The sequence below is a fragment of the Amycolatopsis japonica genome, from assembly GCF_000732925.1.
Classification (GTDB): domain Bacteria; phylum Actinomycetota; class Actinomycetes; order Mycobacteriales; family Pseudonocardiaceae; genus Amycolatopsis; species Amycolatopsis japonica.
Map to the genome: position 1 here is coordinate 484,939 of NZ_CP008953.1, position 22,265 is coordinate 507,203.

24 protein-coding genes and 1 pseudogene are annotated in these 22,265 nt (G+C 69.2%); 14 read left to right on the top strand and 11 right to left on the bottom strand.

Annotation, left to right across the window (positions count from 1 at the left end; all coding sequences use genetic code 11):
- Positions 1-59: 59 nt before the first annotated feature.
- The 3 genes and pseudogenes from AJAP_RS02450 to AJAP_RS45185 all read left to right on the top strand — a co-directional run bounded on the left by AJAP_RS02450 (position 60) and on the right by AJAP_RS45185 (position 3,179).
- Positions 60-1,616, top strand: a complete 1,557-nt coding sequence (locus tag AJAP_RS02450; protein WP_038507856.1) for an alpha/beta hydrolase — start codon at positions 60-62, stop codon at positions 1,614-1,616.
- 179 nt (positions 1,617-1,795) lie between these two features.
- The gene (gene moaC, locus AJAP_RS02455; protein ID WP_038507858.1) at positions 1,796-2,266 is read left to right on the top strand and encodes a cyclic pyranopterin monophosphate synthase MoaC; all 471 of its coding nucleotides are present in this window, start codon (positions 1,796-1,798) and stop codon (positions 2,264-2,266) included.
- Positions 2,263-3,179: pseudogene (locus tag AJAP_RS45185) on the top strand (molybdenum cofactor biosynthesis protein MoaE). Before moaC ends, AJAP_RS45185 begins: the two are co-directional and overlap by 4 nt.
- A 214-nt stretch (positions 3,180-3,393) precedes the next feature.
- Here AJAP_RS45185 and AJAP_RS02470 read toward each other — a convergent pair.
- The 4 genes from AJAP_RS02470 to moaA form a co-directional block, all read right to left on the bottom strand.
- Positions 3,394-4,026 (bottom strand): transglycosylase family protein, encoded by a 633-nt coding sequence (locus AJAP_RS02470; protein ID WP_037335640.1) that lies wholly within the window; start codon positions 4,024-4,026, stop codon positions 3,394-3,396.
- Between the two features lie 455 nt (positions 4,027-4,481).
- Entirely contained in the window at positions 4,482-5,333 is an 852-nt protein-coding gene (locus AJAP_RS02475; RefSeq protein ID WP_038507862.1) for a phosphatidylinositol-specific phospholipase C/glycerophosphodiester phosphodiesterase family protein, read from the bottom strand.
- A gap of 111 nt (positions 5,334-5,444) precedes the next feature.
- A complete protein-coding gene (locus tag AJAP_RS02480) occupies positions 5,445-5,699 on the bottom strand; it encodes a MoaD/ThiS family protein (protein WP_038507863.1) in 255 nt (84 codons plus the stop codon).
- A 1-nt stretch (position 5,700) separates the two neighbouring features.
- Positions 5,701-6,765, bottom strand: coding sequence for a GTP 3',8-cyclase MoaA (gene moaA / locus AJAP_RS02485; protein ID WP_051972317.1), 1,065 nt, complete (start codon positions 6,763-6,765; stop codon positions 5,701-5,703).
- Positions 6,766-6,843: 78 nt separating this feature from the next.
- Between moaA and AJAP_RS02490 the strand changes: the two genes are divergently transcribed.
- From AJAP_RS02490 to AJAP_RS02520, 7 genes are all read left to right on the top strand, one after another.
- A complete protein-coding gene (locus tag AJAP_RS02490; RefSeq protein ID WP_038507866.1) occupies positions 6,844-7,317 on the top strand; it encodes a MarR family winged helix-turn-helix transcriptional regulator in 474 nt (157 codons plus the stop codon).
- Between the two features lie 33 nt (positions 7,318-7,350).
- Positions 7,351-7,755, top strand: coding sequence for a TOBE domain-containing protein (locus tag AJAP_RS02495; protein WP_005156143.1), 405 nt, complete (start codon positions 7,351-7,353; stop codon positions 7,753-7,755).
- A complete protein-coding gene (gene modA, locus AJAP_RS02500; protein WP_038507868.1) occupies positions 7,752-8,513 on the top strand; it encodes a molybdate ABC transporter substrate-binding protein in 762 nt (253 codons plus the stop codon). The genes AJAP_RS02495 and modA overlap by 4 nt, the downstream gene beginning before the upstream one ends.
- 79 nt (positions 8,514-8,592) lie before the next feature.
- Positions 8,593-9,360, top strand: a complete 768-nt coding sequence (locus tag AJAP_RS02505; RefSeq protein WP_038522251.1) for an ABC transporter permease — start codon at positions 8,593-8,595, stop codon at positions 9,358-9,360.
- The gene (locus tag AJAP_RS02510) at positions 9,357-10,421 is read left to right on the top strand and encodes a sulfate/molybdate ABC transporter ATP-binding protein (RefSeq protein ID WP_038507870.1); all 1,065 of its coding nucleotides are present in this window, start codon (positions 9,357-9,359) and stop codon (positions 10,419-10,421) included. The genes AJAP_RS02505 and AJAP_RS02510 overlap by 4 nt, the downstream gene beginning before the upstream one ends.
- Before the next feature lie 10 nt (positions 10,422-10,431).
- Positions 10,432-11,226: an HAD-IIA family hydrolase gene (locus tag AJAP_RS02515; RefSeq protein WP_034308369.1), complete on the top strand. Its 795-nt coding sequence runs from the start codon at positions 10,432-10,434 to the stop codon at positions 11,224-11,226.
- A gap of 37 nt (positions 11,227-11,263) precedes the next feature.
- Positions 11,264-12,079 carry a metallophosphoesterase gene (locus tag AJAP_RS02520; protein WP_038507873.1) on the top strand — a complete coding sequence of 272 codons (816 nt, stop codon included), beginning with the start codon at positions 11,264-11,266 and terminating at the stop codon, positions 12,077-12,079.
- A 226-nt stretch (positions 12,080-12,305) separates the two neighbouring features.
- Here the strand turns inward: AJAP_RS02520 and AJAP_RS02525 are convergent, their stop codons facing one another.
- Positions 12,306-12,680, bottom strand: a complete 375-nt coding sequence (locus AJAP_RS02525; protein ID WP_016337560.1) for a YccF domain-containing protein — start codon at positions 12,678-12,680, stop codon at positions 12,306-12,308.
- Positions 12,680-13,441, bottom strand: coding sequence for a PhzF family phenazine biosynthesis protein (locus AJAP_RS02530; RefSeq protein WP_038522254.1), 762 nt, complete (start codon positions 13,439-13,441; stop codon positions 12,680-12,682). Before AJAP_RS02530 ends, AJAP_RS02525 begins: the two co-directional genes overlap by 1 nt.
- A 133-nt stretch (positions 13,442-13,574) precedes the next feature.
- Here AJAP_RS02530 and AJAP_RS02535 point away from each other — a divergent pair, with 133 nt between their 5' ends.
- Together AJAP_RS02535 and AJAP_RS02540 are read left to right on the top strand one after the other, a co-directional pair.
- Complete coding sequence (locus AJAP_RS02535) at positions 13,575-15,233, top strand: AMP-binding protein (RefSeq protein ID WP_038507875.1); 1,659 nt, start codon at positions 13,575-13,577, stop codon at positions 15,231-15,233.
- A 79-nt stretch (positions 15,234-15,312) separates the two neighbouring features.
- Entirely contained in the window at positions 15,313-16,458 is a 1,146-nt protein-coding gene (locus AJAP_RS02540) for a hypothetical protein (protein ID WP_038507877.1), read from the top strand.
- Between the two features lie 86 nt (positions 16,459-16,544).
- Here the strand turns inward: AJAP_RS02540 and AJAP_RS02545 are convergent, their stop codons facing one another.
- Positions 16,545-17,516: a R2-like ligand-binding oxidase gene (locus AJAP_RS02545; RefSeq protein ID WP_038507879.1), complete on the bottom strand. Its 972-nt coding sequence runs from the start codon at positions 17,514-17,516 to the stop codon at positions 16,545-16,547.
- Positions 17,513-18,124 (bottom strand): TetR/AcrR family transcriptional regulator, encoded by a 612-nt coding sequence (locus AJAP_RS02550; protein ID WP_174491991.1) that lies wholly within the window; start codon positions 18,122-18,124, stop codon positions 17,513-17,515. Before AJAP_RS02550 ends, AJAP_RS02545 begins: the two co-directional genes overlap by 4 nt.
- A 94-nt stretch (positions 18,125-18,218) precedes the next feature.
- On the opposite strand from AJAP_RS02550, the gene AJAP_RS02555 reads away from it, so the two are divergent.
- Positions 18,219-18,836: an HAD family hydrolase gene (locus AJAP_RS02555; protein WP_038507880.1), complete on the top strand. Its 618-nt coding sequence runs from the start codon at positions 18,219-18,221 to the stop codon at positions 18,834-18,836.
- Here AJAP_RS02555 and AJAP_RS02560 read toward each other — a convergent pair.
- Positions 18,808-19,053, bottom strand: coding sequence for a hypothetical protein (locus tag AJAP_RS02560; protein ID WP_051972318.1), 246 nt, complete (start codon positions 19,051-19,053; stop codon positions 18,808-18,810). The genes AJAP_RS02555 and AJAP_RS02560 overlap by 29 nt on opposite strands.
- Positions 19,054-19,185: 132 nt before the next feature.
- On the opposite strand from AJAP_RS02560, the gene AJAP_RS02565 reads away from it, so the two are divergent.
- On the top strand, positions 19,186-19,572 hold the full coding sequence (locus tag AJAP_RS02565; RefSeq protein WP_016337551.1) for a cold-shock protein: 387 nt from the start codon (positions 19,186-19,188) through the stop codon (positions 19,570-19,572).
- Between the two features lie 222 nt (positions 19,573-19,794).
- On the opposite strand, the gene AJAP_RS02570 is transcribed toward AJAP_RS02565, so the two are convergent.
- The gene (locus AJAP_RS02570; protein ID WP_051972319.1) at positions 19,795-20,259 is read right to left on the bottom strand and encodes a DUF2771 family protein; all 465 of its coding nucleotides are present in this window, start codon (positions 20,257-20,259) and stop codon (positions 19,795-19,797) included.
- A 28-nt stretch (positions 20,260-20,287) separates the two neighbouring features.
- On the bottom strand, positions 20,288-22,231 hold the full coding sequence (locus AJAP_RS02575; protein ID WP_038507884.1) for an MFS transporter: 1,944 nt from the start codon (positions 22,229-22,231) through the stop codon (positions 20,288-20,290).
- Positions 22,232-22,265: the final 34 nt, after the last annotated feature.

The window sequence follows — 22,265 nt, forward strand, 5'->3', positions numbered from 1 at the left end:
CGCCGGCCCGCTCATAGGCTCGACTCCGACCAAGAAGTCGATCATGACGGGGGTTGGGGATGACTCGCTCTGTCCTGAGCAGGATCGGGACACTCACGGCCGCGGCGGTCACCATGGCGGTACTCGTACCGGCCACGGCGTCCGCCGCGGTTTCGTCTGTCAGCTGGGGGCCGTGTCCGGAGGACGCGGCCGCGCCCGGCGTGCAATGCGCCACCTTGAAGGTCCCGCTCGATTACCGGAACCCGGACGGGAAGACGATCGACGTCGCCATTTCGAAGCTCGCCAGCACCAAGCCGGCGAAGCGGCGCGGCATCATGCTCACCAACCCGGGCGGCCCCGGCGGCCCCGGGCTGACCATGCCCGCGGGGTTGCGGTCGGCGGGCATGCCTTCGAGCGTGCTCGACGCGTACGACATCATCGGCTTCGATCCGCGCGGGATCGGCCGCAGCACGCCGGTCACCTGCGACCTCAAGCCCGAGCAGCAGGTCAGCAACGTCCCGCCGTACGCGCGCGACGCCGCGTCGGTGGCGGAGCGCGCGAAGTACGTCGAGGGCGTCGCGAAGCAGTGCGCCGACTCGAAGACGGCCGCGAACCTGCCGTACATCACCACGGCCAACACCGCCCGCGACATGGACCGCATCCGGGAGGCCTTGGGCGAGGAGAAGCTCTCGTACTACGGCGTCTCGTACGGCACGTACCTGGGCGCCGTGTATTCGACGCTGTTCCCGCGGCAGACCGATCGCGTCGTGCTCGACAGCGCGACCGGTCCGGGCGGGCTCGACACGACCGGCTCCCGCCGGCTGGCGGAGGGGTTCCAGGACCGCTTCCCGGACTTCGCGAAGTGGGCGGCGGCGCGGCACGCGAGCTACGGGCTCGGCCGCACTCCGCAGCAGGTGACGGCGAAGTTCTACGAACTCGTCGCCAAGCTCGACGGCGGCGCGGTCCCCGGAGTGGACGGTGCGGCCTTCCGGGCGGGCACCTTCGGTTCGCTGTACTCGACCAGCTCCTTCCCGGTGCTGGCCCAGCAGTGGCAGGCGCTCGACACCGAAGGCGTCGTGAAGCAGACCGCTCAGGCTCAACAGCTCGACGTGGCGCAGCTGCTGTCCGCGCAGCTGCACGTGGTGTGCAACGACGTGAACTGGCCGGAGAAGGTCGCGGCCTACCAGCGCAACGTCGAGAAGGACCGGGTGCGGTACCCGATGTTCGGCGCCGCCGCGGCGAACATCTGGGCGTGCGCCTACTGGCCGTCCGAGCCGATCGAGCCGCAGGTGCGGATCGGCGACCGCGGTCCGTCGAACATCCTGGTCGTGCAGAACCTGCGTGACCCGGCGACCCCGCTGAGCGGGGCCAAGGAGATGCGGCGCGCGCTGGGCGACCGGGCGCGGATGGTGTCGGTCGACGACGGCGGGCACGGGGTCTGGCTGAGCTCGGAGAACGCCTGCGGCAACAACGCCGTCAACCGGTTCCTCGTGGACGGCAAGCGTCCCGCGCACGACACGGCCTGCGCCGCGGACCGGGGAGGACTCTTCGCCTCGATGACGCCGGAGCAGCGGCAGGAACGGGAGAAGGCCCTCGGCGAGGTTCGCTCGAAGCAGCGGATGTTCGGAACCTTCTGAGGTGAACCCGCGATCGCGATCGGCGTCGGTAGGCGCCGGCCGGTAATCCACTCACGGTGAGCCGGTAGGGCGCCTGCCACCGCGATAGCGAGGCCTTCGGCCGGGCGGGTTCACGCGTGGGCGCCTCGCCGGACAGACCTCGGCTCCGCCGACAGGTACTGAGGACTAGCCTGCTGGGCGTGAGTGAACTCAGCCACGTCGACCATACGGGTGCCGCCCGTATGGTCGACGTTTCCGGCAAGACGCCCACCGCCCGCACCGCGCTGGCGGGCGGCACCGTGCACACCACGGCCGAGGTGCTCGGCCTGCTGGCGTCGGACGGGCTCCCCAAGGGCGACGCGCTCGCGACCGCGCGGATCGCGGGCATCATGGGCGCGAAGAAGGTGCCCGAGCTGATCCCGCTCTGCCACCAGATCGCGTTGTCCGGGGTGAAGGTCGAGTTCGTCCTCGACGAGACCGCCGTGCACATCACCGCGACCGCGAAGACGAACGACCGGACCGGCGTCGAGATGGAGGCGCTGACCGCCGTCGCCGTCGCCGGGCTGACCCTGCACGACATGATCAAGGCCGTCGATCCGGCGGCGACCCTCGACGACGTCCGCCTGATCCGCAAGGACGGCGGCAAGACCGGGACCTGGGAGCGGCCGTGAACCGGGTCGCGAGGGTGATCGTGGCGTCGAATCGTGCAGCGAAGGGCGTCTACGAGGACACGACCGGCCCGGTCATCACGGACTGGCTCGCTTCGCGGGGCTGGGAAGTGCCCGCGCCCGTCGTCGTCCAGGACGGCGAACCGGTCGGCGAAGCCCTGCGGGACGCCGTCGCGGCCGGGGTCCAGGTGATCGTGACGACCGGCGGCACCGGCATCTCGCCGACGGACCGCACCCCGGACGTCACCCGCGCCGTCCTCGACTACGAACTCCCCGGCGTCGCGGACGCGATCCGCGCCGCCGGACTGCCCAAGGTGCCCACCGCCGTGCTCTCCCGCGGCGTCGCGGGCGTCGCGGGCCGGACCCTCGTGGTGAACCTGCCCGGTTCACGCGGCGGGGTGAAGGACGGCCTGGGCGTACTGGACGGGATCCTCGACCACGCCGTCGACCAGCTGGCGGGCGGCGACCACCCACGGGAGGCACAGCAGTGAGCGTTCGGGTCGCACGGATCGCGGTGGTCGACGAGCCGCTTTCGGTCGAAGAACACGCCCGGCTGGTGGACGACGCCGCCGCGGGCGCCGTCGTCACCTTCGGCGGGGTCGTCCGGGACCACGACGGCGGACGGTCGGTGGAGAGGCTCGCGTACGAGGGGCACCCCAGCGCCGCCGATGTGCTCGGGGAGGTCGTCACGGACCTCTCGGGGAAATGGGAAGGCGTGCGGGCGGTCGCCGTCAGCCACCGGCTGGGCGCGCTGGCCATCGGGGACGTCGCGCTGGCGTGCGCCGTGGCGGCCGAGCACCGGGGCCAGGCCTTCGCCGCCTGCTCGGAGCTGGTCGACGAGGTCAAGGCGCGGCTGCCGGTGTGGAAGCACCAGCACTTCAGCGACGGCAGCGACGAATGGGTCAACTCGCCGTAGCGGGGTGCGCCGGTCCACCCACCAGGTGTCATGAAAGGGCCGTTCAGGACATTTTTCGTCCTGAACGGCCCTTTCATGACATCTGGAGGCGCGATCCGGCCCCGGACACGACAAAGCCCCACCGCCGGGGGAATGGCGCGGTGGGGCCTTGTCAGTCGTGACGTGGCCGCGCGGGGAATCCCGCGGGCATCACGACTTACTCGTGCTCAAGAGCTCACTTGGTGGCGAGCTTCTGGCCGACGACGATGAAGTCGGCGTTCGACACGTAGTCCTTGTTCAGCTCCTGCAGCTTCTGGTAGCCGCCCTGGACGTTGAACTTGGAAGCGATCTTCGACAGCGTGTCGCCGGCCACGACGGTGTAGTCACCCGCCGGGTTCGAGTTGGCGACGTTCGCGGCCGGGGCCGGAGCCTGCTGCTTCTGGACCGGCGCGGTCGACTTCTTCGGGGTCACCTTCTTGGTGGCCTTCGGGGCGCTCGACTTGGCCTTGGCGGGGCTGGCGGAGCCGCCCTTCTTGCCACAGTGCGGCCACGCGCCGATGCCCTGGCCCTGGAGGACCCGCTCGGCGACGGCGATCTGCTGCTCACGCGACGCGTTGTGCGCGCTGCCGGTGCCGCCGTAGGCACGCCAGGTGCTCTGCGAGAACTGCAGACCACCGTAGTAGCCGTTACCGGTGTTGGTGCTCCAGTTGCCGCTGCTCTCGCACTGCGCGATGGCGTCCCAGTTGGTCGCCGACGCGGGGGTCGCGGCGATTGCGAGGGGAGCGCCGACCGCGACACCCGCAATGGCGACGCGGGCGATGTGACGGGTGGCGGCGGACATCTTGCGGTGCTTGCCTCGGTAAGACATGTGAATAGATCTCGCTCCCTGCGCCTACGAGCCGGTGCTGAGGGAAGACCCGCGGGTCCTGGCCGACCGTTGCGGGCCGGCTGACTTCGCCTGACGCACGACGCGTCGGCTCGGTCCCCTCGTCCCTGTCCGGAAATGCTTTCGCTCGGGGTTGGGTCCGGGAATCCGTTGGACAGGGCTCGGCGCTACGGGTTCCCGGTGTTGCGTGGTCGGTCGGGGCCAACCGAAAAGCGACGGTACGTAACGAACGGCCGCGACGGAAATTATTCGAGCTGTGACCTACATCACAGTAACAGCACGCAACCCATAACGATTCGGCTGTTTATGCAGGTCAGCGGGCCGTTATCTGGCCGTTTCCTGACCGAGATAATTCACGGATCGTGAGGCTTGCATCACGTGGATTAAGGGATGACTGGCCCATTCGTGCGCCTTCGCGCGCGAATGGGCCGCGCACTTTAGCGAGACCTCAAGAAGTTCGCCAGCCCTGGCAGGTCATCCGTATTCAGGTGGTCGACCCCGGCGGCGACCAGCTCTTTCCACAACGCGTCACGGCCGGGCCCGGCGGCGTCCGGCGTGGCCCAGAAGCGCACGCGCTGACCCGCCGCGTGGGCCCGCTCGACCAGGTCGTGCAGCTTCGCCCGCTCCTCGGCGGGGAAGGGGCCTTCGCCGGTCCAGGTGAACAGCCCCGTCCAGGAGTCCGAGACCAGCGGGGTGACACGGGGGTCCGAGCCGATGCCGAGGTCGTTCTGGTCCTTGATCCGGCCGTCGTAGAAGGCGAGCCGGAACTTCTGCCCGAGCATCACGTCCTTGGGACGCCCGCCGGAGATCACGGCGGTGACGGCCCGCTTCTTCACGTGTCCGAACGCGTACAGAGAGAAGAGGAAGGAGTAGCGCGGGTCGTATAGCCGCTTCTCGAGCGCCGCGTAGGTGCTGTTCGCGTCGCCCTTGACGTCGATCAGCAGCTGGAACTCCGCGCGCTGCCGGTAGACGCCGACGCCGTGGTTGGCCAGCACGCGCTTGCGCAGCGGCTCCAGGTAGAGCGACTCCAGGGTGCGGTCCGGGCGGGTGTCCGCGAGGTCGTGGGCGACCAGCAGCTGCCCGTCCACCAGGTAGATGTCGGCCTCGACGCTGGTGAAGCCCTGATCGAGCGCGTCCTGCAGCGGACGGGTGTGCTCGTAGTCGTTGTGGCTGTGCGCCTGCGGCAGCGGCTTGACGCCGCGTTCGTGGGCGGAGGCCGGTGCGGTCGCGAGGCTCGTGGCGGCGACCGCGGCGAGCAGCGCGGCGAGGATACGGCGGGGAGTGATCACTGGCGCATCCTCGGCTGCTTCGGCGACCGGACGGTGAACTCGAGACGGCGAGCAAGGGACCTTTGCTACCACTTTCGAGGTTCGCGCAGGTCAGCGACGGTGAGCGAGGCGTCAGCCGCCGGCGAACGGGGGCAGGACGTCCAGTTCGGCCGCGTCGGTCACTGGCCGCGTGAGATCCCGCACCGCGACGCCGTCCAGTAGATAGGAGACCGCGTCGAGCAGCTTCGGCAGCTTCTCCGGGTGGAGTTCGCGAAGGCGGGCGACGGCGTCGGCGACGCGGGCGCCGTCCGGGAGTGTCACCTTCTCCTCGTCGAGGCCGACGGCCGCGCGGGCCGACGCGAAGTACCGCACCACGATGGTCACCATGTCAGCCGCCGATCGCGCTCATCGGCCGGATCGGCTGCGCGAACCCGGCCTCGTTGATCTCGTGTCCGGCGAGCTTGCCCCACATGGTCGCCCGCCAGGCGTCCGCCACCTCTTCTTCGCGCGCGCCCGCGCGCACGAGGGCACGCAGATCCGTCTCGTCGTTGCTGAACAGGCACGAGCGCACCGCGCCGTCCGCGGTCAGCCGGGTCCGCTCACAGGCGCCGCAGAACGGCCGGGTCACCGACGCGATGACGCCGACGTCGCCAGGGCCGCCGTCGACCAGCCAGCGCTCGGCGGGCGCCCCGCCTCGCGCGGCGGGGAACGGCGACAGTGAGAACTCCTCGCCGAGCATGCCGAGGATCTCCTCGGCGGTGATCATGTCGCCGCGGTTCCAGCCGTGCTGCGCGTCCAGCGGCATCTGCTCGATGAACCGCAGGTGGTACCCCTCGGCGAGGCAGAACTTCAGCAGCGGTACGGCCTGGTCCTCGTTCAGGCCGCGCATCAGCACCGCGTTGACCTTCACCGGGTCCAGCCCGGCTTCGCGCGCGGCGGCCATCCCGGCGAGCACGTGCGAAAGCCGGTCGCGACGCGTGATCGTCTCGAACAGCGCGCGGTCGACGGTGTCCAGCGAGACGTTGATGCGGTCCAGCCCGGCGTCGGCGAGCGATTTCGCGCGCTTCGCGAGCCCGATCCCGTTGGTGGTCATGGAAAGCCGCGGTCGCGGTTCGAGCGCCGCGACCCGTTCGACGATCTTCTCCAGCCCTTGACGCAGCAGCGGTTCGCCGCCGGTGAGCCGGATGTCGGTGATGCCGAGCCGTTCGACGGCGATCCGCAGCAGGAGCACGAGTTCGTCGTCGGTCAGCACGTCCGCGCTCGGCATCCATTCGAGCCCTTCGGCGGGCATGCAGTAGGTGCAGCGCAGATTGCACTTGTCGGTGAGCGACACCCGCAGGTCGGTCGCCACGCGGCCGAAGGTGTCGATCAGAGCGGGATTGTCCGGCCTGGGCACGCTGGGGCGACCACGTGTACCGGGGACACGGGGAAACCCGAGATCGACTGCTGTCATTGACACCAGACTAACCCCGAAGCGGGCGAAAACCGACTGTCTAGAATTCGGAAGGTACCGAATCGGGAGGGTTTCCGGATGGCGAAATATCCGCTCTCGGCGGACGAATTGGCCCGGTTCGCCCATCTCGGCAGGGAAAGCAGCACGCTGACCGTTCTCCGGCACGCGCGCATCGCCGAGCGGATGGGCCTGTCCGCCACCGACCACAAGGTGCTCGAACTCGCCGGGCAGGCGCCGGGACCGTTGACAGCGGGCAGGATCGCGGAGCTGACCGGGCTGTCGACGGGCGCTGTGACCGGCGTCATGGACAGGCTCGAGAAGGCGGGTCTCGCCCGCCGCGTCCGCGACACCGCCGACCGCCGGAAGGTCCTGATAGAGGTCGTTCCCGGCGCCATGGAGCAGTACGCGCCGCTCTTCGAATCCGCGTACACGAACATGAAGTCGGTGCTCGAACAGTTCTCTCCCGACGAGCGGAAAGTGCTGGAGCGATTCCAGAGCGCGTTGCTCGATGGCCTCCGCGACGAACTCCCCGGCACTTCTTCGCGACCATAGCTTTTCCGTATCTGCGGAAGTAATCTGCCAGGCATGCCGCAATTCCGGTTGTCTGAGGCCGCTCGTCTGCTCGGCGTCAGCGACGACACCGTCCGCCGCTGGGTCCGCGCCGGCCAGCTCACCGCGTTCGACGACTCGGCGGGCCGCAAGGTCGTCGACGGCGCCGAACTCGCCGCGTTCGCCAAGGCGCAGGCCGAACAGCCCGAGGATCCCTCGAACGTCGGCCGCTCCGCGCGCAACCGCTTCGTCGGTCTCGTCACCGAGGTCGTCACGGACAAGGTGATGGCACAGGTCGAGCTGCAGTGCGGTCCGCATCGCGTGGTCTCCCTGATGAGCGCCGAAGCCGTCCGCGAACTCGGGCTGCGGCCGGGGGTGCTCGCGGTCGCCGTCGTCAAGGCGACCACCGTCGTGATCGAAACCCCGGAAGGAAGCCGATGAGGAGACTCGCCCCCGCCCTGCTCGCGCTGGCACTGGCCGCGACCGCCTGCGGTTCGGATCAGCCGGTGACCGCGACGGTCGAGTCGAGGACGCTGACCGTGTTCGCGGCGGCGTCGCTGACCGAGTCGTTCGGGACGCTGGGCAAGCGGTTCGAAGAGCAGAACTCCGGCGTGACCGTGAAGTTCAGCTTCGAGGGCTCCTCGGCGCTGGTGCAGAAACTGACCCAGGGCGCCAAGGCGGACGTGTTCGCCTCCGCCGATCAGGCCAATATGGACAAGGCGGCCAAGGGCGAGGTGCTCGACGGGCAGCCGTCGGTGTTCGCCACCAACCGGCTCGCCATCGCGGTCGGCAAGGGCAACCCCAAGGGCATCAAGGGCCTGGCCGACCTCGCGAAGGACGGGCTGACCGTGGTCGTCTGCGCTCCGCAGGTGCCGTGCGGGTCGGCGGCGAAGAAGGTCCAGCAGTCGTCCGGGGTGACGCTCAAGCCCGCCAGTGAGGAGCAGGACGTCAAGTCGGTGCTCGCGAAGGTGCAGTCGGGCGACGCCGACGCCGGGCTCGTTTACGTCACCGATGCGACGTCAGCGGCCGGGAAGGTGGACAAAGTGGACTTCCCCGAAGCCGCGGGCGCGATCAACAACTACCCCATCGCGGTGGTGAAGGACGCTCCGCAAGCCGACCTCGCCAGGCAGTTCAGGTCCTTCGTGCTCAGCGAGGAAGGCAAGAAGGAATTGGCGAAGGTCGGTTTTGGCACGCCGTGACCCCGCGTTTCGTCCTCTGGATGCGGTCGATGCACACGCAACGACCGCATTCAGAGGACTAAATGCGGGGGTGCCGTGGGTGCTGTGGCCGCCGGCGATCTGCGCGCTGGCGCTGGTGGTGCTGCCGGTCGTGGGGCTGCTGGTGCGTTCGGACCTGACGCGCTTCCCGAGCCTCATCACCTCGACGTCCTCGCTGAACGCGCTCAAGCTCTCGCTGCTCACCGCCGGACTGTCCACTGTGGCCTGTGTGCTGCTCGGTGTCCCGCTCGCCGTGGTGCTCGCGCGTTCGGGGGCGCGCGGTGTCCGCGTGCTGCGCGCGGTGGTGCTGCTTCCGCTGGTCCTGCCGCCGGTGGTCGGTGGCCTGGCGCTGCTGTACCTGCTGGGCCGCAAGGGTTTCCTCGGCGTCCTGGTGACCGCGCTGACCGGCGAGCAGGTGCCGTTCACCACGGCCGCCGTGGTCATCGCGCAGACGTTCGTGGCGATGCCGTTCCTGGTCGTCAGTCTCGAAGGCGCCCTTCGCGGCGCCGGTGACCGGTACGAACGGGTCGCCTCGACGCTCGGCGCCAAGCCGTGGACGGTGTTCCGCCGGGTCACGCTGCCGCTGCTGCTGCCCGCGCTCGGATCGGGCATCGTGCTCAGCTTCGCTCGGGCCCTGGGCGAGTTCGGCGCGACGATCACCTTCGCCGGAAGCCTCGAAGGGGTGACCAGGACCCTGCCGCTGGAGGTCTACACCCAGGCCGAGGTCGACGTCGACAGCGCCGTGGCGCTCGCCTTGCTGCTCATCCTGGTCGCCGTCGCGGTGATCGCGCTCGCCCGGCCGCGCGCGCTCGAAGGAGTCCGGTCGTGACCCTTTCGGCCGAGATCGCGCTCCGGCGTGGCGGGTTCACCCTGGACGTCGGCTTCGAAGTCCCCGACGGCGGTGTGCTCGCGCTACTCGGCCCCAACGGGTCGGGCAAGTCCAGTGTGCTCGGCTGCCTCGCCGGTCTGCTCCGGCCGGACCGGGCACGGATCACGCTCGGCGGGCGCGGCCTGGCGGGCCTGCCGCCGCACGCGCGCGGGATCGGCCTGCTCTCCCAGGACGCTCTGCTCTTCCCTCATCTGTCCGCTTTGGACAACGTCGCCTTCGCGCCGCGCTCGACCGGAGCCGGGCGCGCCGAGGCGAAGCGGCGCGCGCGGGAGTGGCTGACCGAAGTGGACGCGCTCGAACTGGCCGATCGACGGCCCGCCCAGCTCTCCGGCGGGCAGGCGCAGCGGGTCGCGATCGCGCGGGCCCTGGCCGCCGAACCGGGACTTCTGCTGCTCGACGAGCCTTTCGCGGCTCTGGACGTCGACGCGGCGCCCGCCATCCGAGGACTGCTCCGCCGGGTGTTGCGGTCCGGACCGCCGACCGTCCTGGTCACGCACGACCCGCTCGACGCGTTGGCGCTGGCCGATCACGTCGCCGTCCTCGACGGCGGCCGGATCGTCGAACGCGGCGAGACCCGCAAGGTCCTTTCCGCACCGCGCACGGCGTTCACCGCGCGGATCGCCGGGCTGAACCTGGTTCCCGGCTTCGCCGTCGAAGGCGGTTTGCGCACGTCAGGCGGGCAGTTGGCCGGAATCCCGGCCGAGGACGTCGTCGAGGGCGAAGCAGCTGTCGCCGTCTTCGCGCCCAGCGCCGTCGCCGTGTACTTGCGTGACGGCGAACACCGGGGCAGCCCGCGCAACACCGTCGAGGGAATCGTCGACGCGCTCGAACCACACGGACCGGTGATCCGTGTCCGGGCCCGCGGTGACGGCTGGGCGGCGGGTCTCGCCGCCGACCTCACCCCGGCCGCGGTCGCCGAACTGGCGCTCGAACCCGGCACACCGGTCAATCTTTCGGTCAAGGCGGCGTCCGTGGCTGTTCACGCCGTCTCGGATCATTAGGGTGAGAGGTATGAACGAGCGCCGTTGGACCTACCTCAGCGACATGGATGGCGTGCTGGTGCAGGAGGAGCATCTCGTGCCCGGCGCGGATGAGTTCCTCAAGGAGCTGCGCGCCAACGACATCGGCTTCCTGGTGCTGACCAACAACTCGATCTACACCCCGCGCGACCTGCGGGCGAGGCTCGAGCGGACCGGTCTCGACATCCCCGAGGAGGCCATCTGGACCTCCGCGCTGGCGACCGCGAAGTTCCTCGCGTCGCAGCGGCCGAACGGCTCGGCGTTCGTGATCGGCGAGGCCGGGCTGACCACGGCGCTGCACGAGGTCGGCTACGTGCTGACCGAACGAGACCCGGACTACGTCGTCCTCGGCGAAACGCGGACGTACAGCTTCAGCGCGATAACCCGCGCGATCAGGCTGATCGAAGGCGGCGCGAAGTTCATCGCCACCAACCCGGACGCCACCGGCCCGAGCATGGAGGGCTCGATGCCCGCCACCGGTTCGGTCGCGGCGCTGATCGAGAAGGCGACCGGCCGTTCGCCGTACTACGTCGGCAAGCCGAACCCGCTGATGATGCGTTCCGCGCTGCGGCGGCTCGGCGCGCATTCGGAGTCGACGCTGATGATCGGCGACCGGATGGACACCGACGTCCACTCGGGAATCGAGGCCGGGTTGCAGACGATCCTCGTGCTCACCGGCATCTCCACGCGGGAGAGCGCGGAGCACTACCCGTACCGGCCGACCAAGATCATCGACTCGATCGCCGATCTGGTCGGGCGCACCGGCGACCCCTTCGGCGAAGGCTGAGCGACACGACGGCGGGCGGAGGGCTTATCGTCAGACGATGCACGACGATCAGCCCACGCCCCCGACCTATGTGGTCGGTGACGTGCACGGACACCGGGACGAGCTGGCCGAGGCGCTCCGGGAGAAGGGGCTGCTCGACTCCGACGACGACTGGGCCGGCGGCGAAGCGACCCTGTGGTTCCTCGGCGACTTCGTCGACCGAGGGCCCGACGGCGTCGGCGTCATCGACCTGGTGATGCGGCTCGAACGCCAGGCCGCCACGGCGGGCGGGCACTGCGGGACGCTGCTGGGCAACCACGAGATCCTGCTGCTCGGGATGTACCACTTCGGCGACACGGAGGTGCCGTCCGACTTCGGGCCGCGCAGCTTCGCCCGCAGCTGGGAGATCAACGGCGGGCTGCTCGAAGACCAGGACAGGCTCACTCCGCAGCATATCGAATGGCTGACCTCGCGCCCGATGCTGACGCTGGCCGCGGATCACCTGCTGATGCATTCGGACACCCTCGAGTACCTCGGCTGGGGCGAGGACATCGACGGGATCAACGCGCGTGGCCGCGAGATCCTCGAAGGCAGCGACATCGAAGCCTGGTGGGACGTGTGGCGGCGGATGACCACGCGGTACGCCTTCCGTGGACCGGAGGGCGCCGACGTCGCGCAACAGCTCATGGACCGGCTCGGCGGCGAGCGGATCGTGCACGGGCACAGCGTCATCGCGGACCAGCTGGGGATCCACCCCGCGCAGATCGAGGGACCGTATCTCTACGCGGGCGGGAAGGCGCTGGGGATCGACGGCGGGTTGTTCGTCGGCGGTCCTTGCCTGATCATCCCGCTGCCGTGGGAGCCCGAGGACTGAGCCAGGCGGGTCCGGCTGGGCACCGTAGTACATGAAGGCCCCCTTCCTTGCGCCAGGCGCAAGGAAGGGGGCCTTCATGTACTACAGGGACGAGCGAAGGGCGGCGGTAGCGTGGTCGGGGCACGTCTCCCGGCGGCTGCCAGGCCCCGCCACCTCCGACGTTGCGAAAGCCACTTTCGCAACCTTCAACGTTGCGAAAGTGGCTTTCGCAACCCCCGGTCAAGCCTCAGGGGAGTTCCACGATCTCCTTGCCCAGCGGCATCAGCGACACCGGGATCATCTTGAAGTTCGCCACGCCCAGCGGGATCCCGATGATCGTGATGCACAGCGCCACCCCGGTCAGCACATGGCCGATGGCGAGCCAGAGCCCGGCGAAGATGAACCAGATGACGTTGCCGATCGTCGACGCGGCCCCGGAGTCGCGCCGGTCCACCACGGTGCGGCCGAACGGCCAGAGCGCGTACGCCGCGATCCGGAACGACGCCAGCCCGAACGGGATGGTGACGATCAGGATGCAGCAGATGATGCCGGCGACGATGTAGCCGAGCGCCATCCACAGGCCGCACAGCACGAGCCAGATGACGTTGAGGATCAGGCGCATCAGACGTGCAACTCCCCGCTGGCCACGGTGACCGCCTGCCCCGAAAGCAGGACGCGGTCGCCTTCGAGATTCATCCGGACGATGCCGCCGCGGGCCGAGGCCTGCTCGCCGACGAGCTTGTCGCGGCCGAGCCGGGCGGCCCAGTACGGCGCGAGGACGCAGTGCGCGGAGCCGGTGACCGGGTCTTCGTCGATGCCGACGCCCGGCGCGAAGAACCGGGTGACGAAGTCGATCCCGTCCACGTCACCCGGTGCGGTGACCATGAGCCGTCCGTTCCAGTGCGCGCGCAGCGCGGCCAGGTCCGGCGCGAGCGAGCGCACGACGGAAGCGTCGTCCACCACCGCGAACAGGTTGTGTTTGCTGCGCCCGACGTACTCGAACTCCAGGCCCGGCAGGATCGACGACAGATCGTCGTCCGACTCGCGGGGCGGATCCGACGGGAAGTCCATCGACACCCAGCCGCCCTCGGCGCGGCAGCGCAACTCGCCGCTTCTCGTCGTGAAGGTCTGCTCGCCGCCGAGGACGTGCGTGGTCGCTAGCGTCGCGTGCCCGCACAGGTCGACTTCGGTCTCCGGTGTGAACCAGCGAAGCGACTTCGGCCCGTCGCCACCAACCTCGACGAAGGCCGTCTCGGCGTGCTTCAGCTCGGCGGCGACGGACTGCATCCAGCCCGCGTCGCCCGGAGCGTCCAGCAGCACCACGCCGGCGGAGTTACCGGCGAAGGCTTCGGAGGTGAAGGCGTCGACGATGTAGAGGCGCATGTCCTCGACGATATCGGCCGCCGCCGGAGCGGGCCTCCGGGTTTCCCCTGAGGTGGTCTCCACTTGCAGGTGGCCGCCGTCACGCCACGTTCCTAGACTCGACGCGTCGATGCCGCCGAACGCAGGAGTCTCCATGCCCGACGCCCCCGCAGTACCGAGCTACGCATCGGGAATCTCGGACACCCCGCTGCTGGGGGACACCATCGGCGACAACTTCGATCGCACCGTCGCCGCCTTCGGCGACCGGGACGCGCTCGTCGACCGCGCGGCCGGGAAACGCTGGACGTACACCGAACTCGCGGCCGAAGTGGACGCGCTCGCGCTGGGCCTGCTCGACCTCGGGATCGCCAAGGGCGACCGCGTCGGCATCTGGTCGCCGAACCGCTGGGAGTGGACCTGCGTCCAGTACGCGACCGCGAAGATCGGCGCGATCCTGGTCAACATCAACCCGGCGTACCGCTCGCACGAACTCGAATACGTGCTGAACCAGGCCGGGATCAAGCTCATCGTGGCCGCGAACTCGTTCAAGACCTCGGATTACGCGGGCATGATCGCCGAAGCGGGCCCGAAGTGCCCGGCGCTGGAACACGTCGTGCTGCTCGACAGCCCGGAGTGGCCGTCGATGCTGGAGATCGGGCGCAAGGCCGACCGCGCGCCGCTGGTGAAGCGGCAGGCCGAACTCTCCGCGGACGACCCGATCAACATCCAGTACACGTCCGGCACCACCGGCTTTCCCAAGGGCGCCACCCTCAGCCACCACAACATCCTCAACAACGGCTACTTCGTCGGCGAACTCTGCAACTACACCGAAGCCGACAAGATCTGCATCCCCGTGCCCTTCTACCACTGCTTCGGCATGGTGATGGGCAATCTCGCGGCGACGAGCCACGGCGCCTGCATGGTCATCCCGGCGCCCGCGTTCGAGCCGAAGGCCACCCTCGAAGCCGTCGCGGCCGAGAAATGCACGTCCCTGTACGGGGTTCCGACGATGTTCATCGCCGAACTGGCCGACCCGGACTTCGCTTCTCACGACCTGTCCTCGCTACGCACCGGGATCATGGCGGGCTCACCGTGCCCGGTCGAGGTGATGAAGCAGGTCATCGACCGGATGGGCATGGCGGAGGTGTCGATCTGCTACGGCATGACCGAGACGTCGCCGGTTTCGACGCAGACCCGCGCGGACGATTCGGTGGAGCGCCGGGTGTCGACGGTCGGCCGGGTCGGGCCGCATCTGGAGGTCAAGGTCGTCGATCCGGAGACCGGGCTGACCGTGCCGCGCGGCGAACCGGGCGAACTCTGCACCCGCGGCTACTCGGTGATGCTGGGTTACTGGGAACAGGCGGACAAGACGGCCGAGGCGATCGACGCGGCGCGGTGGATGCACACCGGCGACCTCGCGATCATGGACGCCGACGGATACGTCAACATCACCGGCCGCATCAAGGACATGGTCATCCGCGGCGGCGAAAACCTGTACCCGCGCGAGATCGAGGAATTCCTCTACACGCATCCCGACATCCTCGACGCTCAGGTGATCGGCGTGCCGGACGAGAAGTACGGCGAGGAACTCATGGCCTGGGTCCGCATGCGCGAGGGCGCGGAGCCGCTGACGGCCGAAGCGGTGCGGGAGTTCTGCGAGGGCAAGCTGGCGCGCTACAAGATCCCGCGCTACGTCCATGTCGTCGAGGAGTTCCCGATGACGGTGACCGGCAAGGTGCGCAAGGTCGAGATGCGGGCGGAGTCGATCAGCATCCTCGGGCTGGAGAAGGCGGCGTCGACCAAGCACGCCTGACACTTCGAGGCAACCTGTCACACCGTTGTCGCGTGTTCCCTTCGTGGCGGACCCGAACCGCCGCGAAGGGGAGAAAGTCATGACACTCAAGCGAAGCAGAAGAGTTCTCGCTCTGGCAGGCTCGCTCGCGGTGCTGCCGCTGATGCTGCCAGGCGTGGCGGTCGCCGCCACCGCGCCGATCGATCTGGGCACCTTGCCGGGGGATCAGTACAGCGAGGTCAACGCGGTCAACGACGACGGCGTCATGGTCGGTTCGTCGACACCGCTGGAAACCCAGATCAAGTACCACGCGGCGAAATGGGACGCGCTGGGCCGGATTTCCGCGTTGCCCGGCCTCGGCGGCGAGCAGAGCACGGCGACGGACGTCAACCGCGGTGGGGTCGCGGTCGGCTGGGCCCACAAGGACGCGAACTGGAACCAGGCCGCGGTCAAGTGGGCGCCCGACGGCACGGTGACCGCGTTGCCTTACTTGCCCGGCGGGGATTACGCGACCGCGAACGCGATCACCGACGGCGGCGTGATCGTCGGCGCCGGGCGTGCGGCGGACGGGACGATGCACGCCGTCCGGTGGAACCCGGACGGCAAGGTGGTGGACCTCGGCGGCTTGCCGGGCGGCGCCTACGCGAACGCGGAATGGGTCACCCCGGACGGCAGGACCGTCGCCGGAACGGCGTCCGACGCCGCGGGGAACAACCACGTCGTGCGCTGGAATCTCGCCGGTGTGATCACCGATCTTTCCCCGGGCAATCCGCGCGCCACCCCGGAGGACATGAACGATTTCGGGGTGATCGCGGGAAGCGCCGACGACGCGAGCGGCAACCCGAAACCGGTGCGGTGGGAGCGTGACGGGCGGATGACCTGGCTCGACTGGCCGGAACGGGATCCGGGCTGGGCGAACGCGGTGAACAACGCCGGTGCCGCGGCCGGTGGCGGCCATCTGGTGTTCGGCACGGAAAGCCCGGTCAAGTGGAACCGCGCGGGAACCCGTACGACACTTTCGACCGCGCGTGGGCTGGCTTACGACATCGACCGGCTCGGCACGGTCGTGGGCCTGGAGAACAACATCGCGACGAAGTGGACGGCGAACGGCACTCGGACGGTCCTCGGCGCGCTGCCGGGCGGCTCCTACAGCGTCGCCACCCACATCGCGGCGAACGGAACGGTCGTCGGCTTGTCCGACAACGAAAACGGCCGCACGCACGCCGTGTACTGGCCCGCCGGGTAGGGGCTGAAGGACGCTTTCACCGCATGTGATGCAGTGAAAGCGTCCTTCGCCGCGTGCGATGCGGGGAAAGCGTCCTTCAGCACTCCTCAGGCCGCGGAGTTGGCGGCCGCCGCGGCGATCGCCTTCGCGTCTTCTTCGCCGAAGGTCTCTTCGAGGTTCTCCGGCGAGTAGTCGAGATCGATCTGCTCCACCGGCATCCCGCGCGCGGACTCGATCGCGCCGAGACGCCGCTGCGCCCGGTCCGCCGCGTACTGGATGATCTCCTCGGGATCGTTGTCGAACGGGATCTCCTCGAACTGGTCCTGCACCCACTGGATCATGCCCAGCGCGTGGGGGAGCAGTTCGCCCATCCGTTGCTGCACCGCGTCCCAGAGCGAATCGTCGGCGGCCACGTGACGGCGGCAGGTGAAGGTGCCCCACGCCATGTGGCGGCGTTCGTCGTCGCCGATGCGGCGCACCAGTTCCTGCATACCCGGCAGGATGTCGTGCTGGGTGCAGATCAGCTGCCACGAGTAGTACCCGGTCAGCGCGAGACTGCCCTCGATGACGTGGTTGTAGGTGACGCTCGCGCGGATCTGGTTGAGCGGACTGGGATCGTCTTCCAGCGCGCGCAAGGACTGCGGCAGCTCTTCGTAGAAAAGCTTGCGGTAGTGGGGATTCTCCGCGACGTACGGATGCAGGTCCTCGGTCAGCCCGACGGAGTCCATCCAGCGACGGAACACCTCGGTGTGCTTGGCCTCCTCGAAACAGAACTGCGTCAGGTACATCTCGTCGCCGAAGCGGCCGGTCGCGGACATCGCCCGCATGAACGGCTGGATGTCTTCGGTGACCGCCTCTTCGCCCGCGATGAACTGTGCCACCAGATAGGTCGTCGACCGCTGCTGTTCCGGGTTGAGGGTTTCCCAGCCTTCGCGTTCACGGGAGAAGTCGATGTCGGCCGGGTTCCAGAACTTCTTGTTCCCCTTGACGAACAGCCGCAGCGGGAACGAGTCCCAGTTCAGCCCGCCCTTGCGCAGGGAGGAAAAACCGGTCCGCAGTTCGGAGAGCGTGTCGGTCATGAGGTCCCCTTCGAATCGGTGGTCAGCGCCCGTATCGCGGGTGCCAGCACGGCGACGACCGCCGCCGCCGCCTCGTCGGCCGAATGCGTCGGCATGACGAGATGGGACAGGGAAAGCCGCACGACGGTCTCCGCCAGCAGAGTGGCGGATTCCGGGGAGAGCGACGGCTCGAACTCGCGGTATTGCCCGGCCGCGACCTCGGTGGCCGCGGTCAGGATCGGTTCGCCCTTGGTGGTGAGCAGGGGAAGAAGGTCCTCGCCCGCTTCGGTGCCCAGCGTGGTGGCGACGAGCCGGTTCTCGCGGGCGTGCTCGATCGTGTACACGACCGCCTCGCGGATCCCGTCGCGCAGGTCCAGTGCGTCTTGGACGCGCACGCGGATGCCTTCCAGGAACTCCGAAGTCGTCCGGAGGACCACGGCCTCGGCGAGCGTGCCCTTGTTGCCGAACTCGTTGTAGACGGTCTGCCTGCTCACGCCGGCGCGGGCGGCGACGTCCGCCATCCGCAGGGCCGTGTAGCCGTGTTCGGTGAGCAGCTCGGTGGCCGCGTCGAGCAGTGCCTCCCGCAGGGAGGCCTTGGTCCGATCGGAGAAGCTCGTGATCTCGCCCACACTTCCAGCTTGACACAGATCACGCGCATGTCAAAGAAGTTGACGGGTGTCCATCCGGTGTAAATCGGTCGGTGGTGGCGGCTACCGTGATCGTGTGGGCATCACCGTGGGGTTCGACCTCGACATGACACTGATCGATCCGCGGCCGGGCATGGTCGCGGTGATGAACGCGCTCGGCGTGGAATCCGGCCTGCCGCTGGACGGCGAATACTTCGCGGCCAACCTCGGGCCGCCCCTCGACGCCAGCCTGCGGGGTTTCGGCGCGCCGGAGGAGCGCATCCCGGAGCTGGTGGCGCGGTTCCGCGCGATGTATCCGGAGACGGTCGTGCCGGTGACGGTCGCGATGCCCGGCGCGGCCGAAGCCCTGCACGCGGTCCGCGAGGCGGGCGGACGCACCGTCGTCGTCACCGGCAAATACGCGCCCAACGCGAAACTCCACCTGGACGCGCTCGGGCTGGAGGTCGACGTCCTGGTCGGGGAACTGTGGTCGACGGAGAAGGCCGCCGCGCTCACCGAGCACGGCGCCAGCGTCTACGTCGGAGATCACGTCGGCGACATCCGCGGCGCGCTGGCGGCGGGCGCGGTCCCGATCGGGGTCACGACCGGCCCGTGCACCAAGGAAGAGCTGCTCGCGGAAGGAGCCGACGTGGTGTTCGACTCGCTGACCGAGTTCCCCGGCTGGCTCAGCTCTTTCGGCGAGCCTCGCGGATAAGGGCGATCAGGCCGAGGGCGAGCCCCAGCGGAGTGATCACGCCCGCCGCGGCGGAAAGCCACACCGGCAGGTTCTCGAGTCCGGCGGCGAACATGACGAAAACCGCTGTGACGGCGATCATGCCCAGCGCGAACAGGCCGATGCCGACGCGCATGAGGATCGGTTTGCCGGGCTTTTCGGGGACGGCCACAGCGGCCTCCTTTACTGCGGTCTCCATGAAGGAGAGGGTATCCGCCGGTATCCGCTTCTCCACAGGGCCTGTGGCGAGATACGCTTATGGGACGCGCGCCCTGGGTACGCCCCCGGGCGCGTTCGTTGTGAGCGGGACAGCAAAGGATTGGTGAGGGAAGTGCCGACCGGCAAGGTCAAGTGGTACGACGCGGAGAAGGGTTTCGGTTTCGTCACCCAGGATGGGGGCGCCGACGTCTACATCCGCAAAGCCGCGCTGCCGCAGGGCGTCGAAGGGCTCAAGGCCGGGCAGCGCCTCGAGTTCGGTGTCGCCGACGGCCGCCGCGGCCCGCAAGCGCTCTCCGTCCGGCTGCTGGATCCGCCGCCTTCGGTCGCCGAGGCGCGCCGCCGCCCCGCCGAGGAGCTGCACGGGCTCATCGAGGACATGATCAAGCTGCTCGAACTCAAGGTGCAGCCGGATCTGCGGCGCAACCGCTACCCGGACCGCAAGAACACCAAGCAGATCGCCGAGATCATGCGCGCGGTCGCGCGGGACCTCGATCCCTGATCGGCGCTCCCCACCCACGTGCCATGAAAGGTCCTTTCCTTGCAAAATTTGCAAGGAAAGGACCTTTCATGGCACTCGCGTACGTCGATGCCTCGGGAACCTCGCCTGGTCCGTGAAGGCCTCCTTGAGGGACCCAGAGTCCCTCAAGGAGGCCTTCACGGACTCGAGGAGCGCCGCAGCTCAGGGACGGCCGCGCGGTGGTAGCAAAGGTCCCTTGCTCCCTCAGGCGGCCGGCGGCTCGACCTGCAGCGACCAGATGGCCGTCGTGACCGCCTCGGCGTCCTCCGGCCGTCCGGTCCGGCTGAGCACCGAAGCCTGCGCGACCTCGACGACGAGGATCTGGTCGTCGGGCCGCGGCGTCGTCACGGTGTAGGCGAACCGGTCCCGCGACGTAATGATGTCCTGCTTGAGTTCCTGCGGCTCGCCCTGGCCGTTCACGTACTGCACCGTGACCTTCCACGGCGTTTCCGCGATCGCGCTCGGCACCGAGATCTGCACCGGCTTCCCCGGCCGGATCCGCAGTTTGCCCGCGGCGTCGGGCCTGGTGGTGCACTGGGCGCTCTTGATGTCGCACGACGCCAGCGGGCCGACGTTCACCGTCTTGCCGTCGGCGAAGAAGGTCACCTCTTCGGGGCCGGGGGCCGCGCAACCGGCCACCACGAAACCACCCGCCGCGAGCAGGGCCAAAATACGAAGTCGCCGCATACGGTGAAGATTACGAGCCCGGCCGCCACCGGGAGTCACCGGGCTGCGAGGGGACCGGCGTTTCGCTGGTCGGCTCCGGGCGCAGCGGCCGCTCGCCGCCGAGACCCGGGACCAGTGAGGTCCCGCGCCGGACCATGAACGTCTGCGTGAACCCGACGGCCAGCAGGATCGACAGCACCAGGAAGCCGATCCAGTACGTCGGCGGCAGCAGCAGGCCGACGGCGCCACCGAAGCACCAGGACATCTGCAGCACGGTCTCCGACCGCCCGAACGCCGACGCGCGTGACTCTTCCGGCAGGTCCTCCTGGATGACGGCGTCGAGGCTGATCTTCGCCAGCGCGCTCGCGGTCGCGCCGACGAGCGCCACGATCGCCGCCGTCGCCAGTCCGGCCGCCACGGTGGCGATGATCGCGATGCCGAGACAGGCTCCGACACAGGCCAGGATCACCTGATCCGGTTTGCCGAAATGCAGCCGCGAACCCAGCGCGTTGCCGAGGAAACCACCCACGCCCGCCGCGGCGCCGATGATGCCGAGCAGCAGCAGCTGGTCGAACGGGCTCTGCCCGCTGCCTTCGGCCTGCGCCTTCACCGCGAACGCGGAGAACATCATCAGGAATCCGGTCAGCACGCGGACGGTGCCGTTGCCCCACAACGAGACGACGATCTGCCGCCCCATCGGCTGCCGCTGCTTCTTGACCCGCCGCTCGGGATGCGCGGACAGCGACGCCGGCACCTCGCCCTCGGTCTTCTCGACCCAGGACGGGATGCGCATCGACTGCACCGCGGCCGCGACGCAGATCAGCATGGTGAACCACAACGCGCCCTGCGAGCCCCAGATCGCGTTGACCCCGCTCGCGAGCGCGCCGAACGCGCCGGCGGCGACCAGGCCGAACACGGTCAGCCGCGCGTTGGTCTTGGACAGCGTGATCTCGGGCGGCAGCACCCGTGGGGTCACCGCGGCCTTGAGCACGGTGAACGACTTCGAGAGCACCATCATGCCCAGCGCCGCCGGGTACAGGAGCCAGTCGTCGAAGTGCAGCGCCATCACGATCGCCATCAGCGCCTGCCCGGCCGAGGACACGCACATCGCCAGCCGCCGGCCGCGCTGGATCTTGTCCAGCGCCGGACCGATCACCGGCGCGACCAGCGCGAACGGCGCGATGGTGATGAGCAGGTAGAGCGCGACCTTGCCCTTGCTCTCCCCGCTGGTGGCGGCGAAGAACAAGGTGTTCGCCAGCGCGATCGCCATCGCGGCGTCGCTGGCGTAGTTCAGCATCACCGCGTACGTCAGCGAAGTGAGGCCCGACTTGTCGGCGCCGTCCGCCTTCGTCGCGCGCTGGAACGCGCCGACGGCCTGCCCGGTGAGCTGACGGCTGCGCATCGCCGCGACCCGGGTGACCGTGATCTTCTTCGGCATCTTCGGCAGGGCACCCGCGCGAGGCGGGACCGCGGTCGTCGGATGCTCGTGCGGAGGCTCCGGCACCTCACGCGGCTCGCCCGCGTATCCGCCGGTGTCGTAGTGCTCGTACTCGCCGCTGCCCGGCGGATGCTCGTCGTAGAACCCGCCCGGACGACGCCGGACGGGTTCGGTCTGACGCTGCGAAGGATCCGGATACGGCCGCGCGCCACGAGGAGGCGTCCTCGGCGGCGGAGGCGGCGGCGGTGGCTGGTGGTGTCCCATCGGGATCGCGCTGGTGCGCGCTTCGTCGGCGGTGGGCCCGGCCGGATGCGGCTGGTACTGGGGCTGGTGCGGCGGCTGCGGGCGGGCCGCACGCGGCGCGGGCGGGGGCACCGGCTGCTGATCGACCCTGGTCGGCGGCGGTGCGGACCAGCTGCGTGCCTGGGCGGCGCCGGGCTCCGGCGTCCACTTCCGCTTGCTCTTGCGGCCACGCTCCTTGCCCGACCGGCCGGAACGCGTGCCGTCGGGTCCAGAGTTCGAGCCGAAGATTCCCACGGTTCAATCCTGCCTTACGCGGGACTCGCTTCGC